The organism is Streptomyces sp. NPDC101151, from assembly GCF_044768335.1.
Taxonomy (GTDB): Bacteria; Actinomycetota; Actinomycetes; order Streptomycetales; family Streptomycetaceae; genus Streptomyces.
Map to the genome: position 1 here is coordinate 1 of NZ_JBIWPP010000110.1, position 3,463 is coordinate 3,463.

Here is a 3,463-nt window from a genome sequence, read left to right on the forward strand (position 1 = left end):
GGTCAAAGAGATGCTCCTGCAGGCGAAGGAGGACCTGACCGCGTTCGCCGTCCTCCCCCTCCAGCACTGGAAAAAGATCCAGTCCACCAACCCCCTGGAACGACTGAACCGGGAGGTCAAACGCCGCACCGACGTCGTCCAGGTCTTCCCCAACCCCGCCGCACTCCAGCGCCTGGTCACCGCCGTCCTCAGCGAACTGCACGACGAGCGGATCGCCTTCCCCCGCCGCTACCTCCCCGAAGGCAGCATGACCGGGCTCTACCCCGAGCTCCCCGACAGCGCCCCCGCGCTACCCCACACCACCAACACGCCCACCGAATGATCGCCTACACCACCAAGCGGGACGCCATCCGTTGTGTCCCGGCCCGTGACGCATCGGCGCCGTCGTCGCAGCGGTCCTTCTGCAGTGCTTGGCACACGCTGGTGCCATCGAGTTGACCGGATCTTGGTGAACCTCGACGAGGCACAGCCCCGCACAATGCGGCCGACAAACGCCGTGGCCTCGCCGCCCCGGCCAGGGGCGCCCGAAATTCACCTACCACCGGCGGACCGTCTTGTAGGAGTCGACCACCCCGCGCTCGAGCATAAACTCCTCGACCTCGGGGAAGCTGAGCGGGAAGCGGATCTACAGCCACACGCAGTGCGATATGGCCTCCGCCAGATATCGGTGGTCCTTGTACGACGGCACCGTGGACGACACCAACGGCTCCCCTCCCGGCCGCGAACAACCCGAAGATCATCCCACTCGACCGTCAATGTGACGCTCGCCGATGCCTGATCTCACTTGCCAGCCGCCGCTTTCGTGGACTGTGACGATCCTGCTGCTGTGGAACCTGGACACAATGGAGCAGTGGAAACGTCCGCTATTCTTATCTTATGTGCGCTGACACGGTAAACCGGGAAACTGGGGGCGACATGACAGCACCTCGATCGGCGCCCGCGTCAAACCCACGAAACCCCATGGCACTGCCGGAAGCGGAGATTGCGGAACGTGTCCGCCGCGAAGAGTTCTTCACGGCTGTTCTGCGGAAAGCCGTGGGTGATTTCGGCGTCGCGGCGGCGACGCTCTACATGCCGGACGACAACACGCTGCGTGCCGTGGCGATCGGCGGGGTGCCGCCCATAGTCTGCTGCCAGCACGACTTGGTAGGCATGGGCGAGCCCTTCGCCTCAGCCACCGCCTATCGGGAGCGGCGGCTCGTGACGGTGGGCAGACCCGGCGGACCAGGGGACACCGAGGTGCCCTTCAGAGGCACCCTGGGGTACCCGTATTCGGCGGCCGCCGTGCCGCTGATCCACGGCGACCGGTCCATCGGGGTACTCGTCCTCGTCTGGGTGCCGGCAGCCGACCAGCCGCTGCCTCGCACGCAGCGCGAAGGACTGACCGCCTGGGGGCGGGAACTTGGCGACTCACTGACCGAGCTCGAAGAGACGGGCCATGGTTCTTTGCTGACGGCTAGACCCGTGCTGGTGCCGGTGTTCTCCACCGAAGCGTTCGGCAACCGAGCGGGCTCCCGGCCGTGGGGACTGCCGCAGGTCCCCGGCTCGCCGAGCCTGACTTTCATGTTCCACCTGCACAAGCTAGCCACTCGGCTCAACAGCGCAACGAGCGTGGCCGACGTAGTCGCCGCAGCTCGCTCGTGGATCATGCTGCCCTTCAATGCACAAGCCATAGTTGTAACCGCCATCGACGACGGACGTTCGTGGATCATGGGGCACAGCGGTTTCCCAAGGGCGACTGTGCGCCGGATGCACGGCGACCGCATCGACGGGCACAGGCCCGAGACCGCAGTCCTGATCAACCGCGCCCCGCTGTTCTTTGAGACACCGCACGACCTGGAGAGCCGCTACCCGGGGACCGCGGAGGAGGAGCTGAGGAGCTGGGCCTTCCTACCGATCTCCGCCAGCGGACAACTGGCGGGCGGCTGCGTGCTGGGATTCGAGCACCACCACAGGTTCACCCCCGAGGAGCAGACCTTGGTCATGATGATGACCGACCTGCTTGGTTCCGCGCTGGCCCGAGCACGCATGGCCGAGCAGGCGCACCTCCTCGCAGAGTCCCTGCAGAAGAAGCTCCTGCCGCGCATCCTCCCCGAGGTGCCAGCAGTGCTCACCACCGCACGCTATCTCCCGGCACGGACCTCCGCCGGGCTGGGCGGCGACTGGTACGACGAGATCACATTGCGGGACGGGCGCATCGTCCTCGTTGTCGGCGACGTCGAGGGACACAGCATCGACAGTTCGGTGGTCATGGGCCAGCTGCGCAGCACGGTCCGGGCCTACGCAACCGAGGGGCACAGCCCCGGCAACGTCCTGGCGCGGACGAACGAGTTCCTTGCCCGGGGGGACAGCGAGCTGATCGCCACCTGCTGCCTCGTCTGCCTGGACGTGGCCTCAGGGGAGGCCGAACTCGCCTCGGCCGGCCATCCTGCCCCCTGGCTGCTCCTGCCGGACGGCCAGGTAGTGCCCGTCGGCATGCCGGCGAACCTCCCGCTGGGCGTCCGCCCCGAAATTGGGTACCGCACCACCGACTTGGTCCTGAAGCCGGCTACGGTGCTGATGCTGTACACCGACGGTCTGGCGGAGGGCTGGCCGTCGGACGTGGTGGAGCTGGCCGGCGACCTCCTGCGTGGTGTCGGGGACCGGCCGCAGGTATCTCCCGAGGAACTCGCCGACCGCATGGTCGCCGAAATCCTTGAGTCCGAGCAGCGCAGAGACGACGTGGCCCTGCTGCTCGCGCGCTACGAAGGATCCCAACTCGGCCCCCGGCGTCATGTCGGTACGATGGCCATCGAGCGCCACGACCTGAAGGGCGTCAAGCAGGCGCGCAGGTTCATTAGGGAACAGCTCCATGTCTGGGACCTTGACGAGGTGAGAGATGACGTCGAGCTGCTCGCGTCCGAAGTGGTCACCAACGCACTGATCCATGCCGACAGCAGCGTCGACGTACGGCTACGCGAATACCCCGACCACCTGCGTCTGGAAGTGCGCGACGCGGACCCGACACCACCTGTCCCCAGTGCGGTTACCGCCACGGACGAGGCCAACGCCTGGGCGGAGCACGGCCGGGGACTGCTCATCGTCGACGAGCTGGCCTCGCAGTGGGGCAAGTCGCCAAGCGGCCGCGGCAAGACCGTGTGGTTCGACATGCCCCGGACGCCCCGTACCGGCGACGGGGCGTGGGGTGCCATCGTCGACGAACTGGCCATGTGACGAGACGGATATCAGGGCAGCGAAGCGGAGCGAGGCCAGCCGGAAGGTTATTCAGCAGAATCTAGCGAGGAATCCTGGGCCTTCAGGACTCCGTTGGGAAATCCGTAAACCGGGTGTGAGTGGGCCTCTATGCGGCCAGGTCAAGTCGGGCTAGAGCCAATGCCGTTGCGTTACGGGCTTGCGGGTTGGGGTCTTGTGATGAGGACGGTTTGAGGTCCAGTGCCGGTCGGCTGTGGCCAGGCGCGGTGTT

The 3,463-nt window shown here is 66.5% G+C and carries 2 protein-coding genes and 1 pseudogene; 2 read left to right on the forward strand and 1 reads right to left on the reverse strand.

All coding sequences use genetic code 11. The features are described from left to right. Positions 1 to 322, forward strand: a 322-nt coding sequence (locus tag ACIRU3_RS47435; protein WP_404070635.1) for a transposase, incomplete at its 5' end; no start/stop codon positions are given. A 216-nt stretch (positions 323 to 538) separates the two neighbouring features. On the opposite strand, the pseudogene ACIRU3_RS47440 reads toward ACIRU3_RS47435, so the two are convergent. Then, positions 539 to 700, reverse strand: a pseudogene (locus ACIRU3_RS47440) (IS6 family transposase); the annotation flags it as partial. Positions 701 to 960: 260 nt separating this feature from the next. Here ACIRU3_RS47440 and ACIRU3_RS47445 point away from each other — a divergent pair. After that, on the forward strand, positions 961 to 3,213 hold the full coding sequence (locus ACIRU3_RS47445) for a SpoIIE family protein phosphatase (RefSeq protein ID WP_404070638.1): 2,253 nt from the start codon (positions 961 to 963) through the stop codon (positions 3,211 to 3,213). Positions 3,214 to 3,463 lie beyond the last annotated feature (250 nt).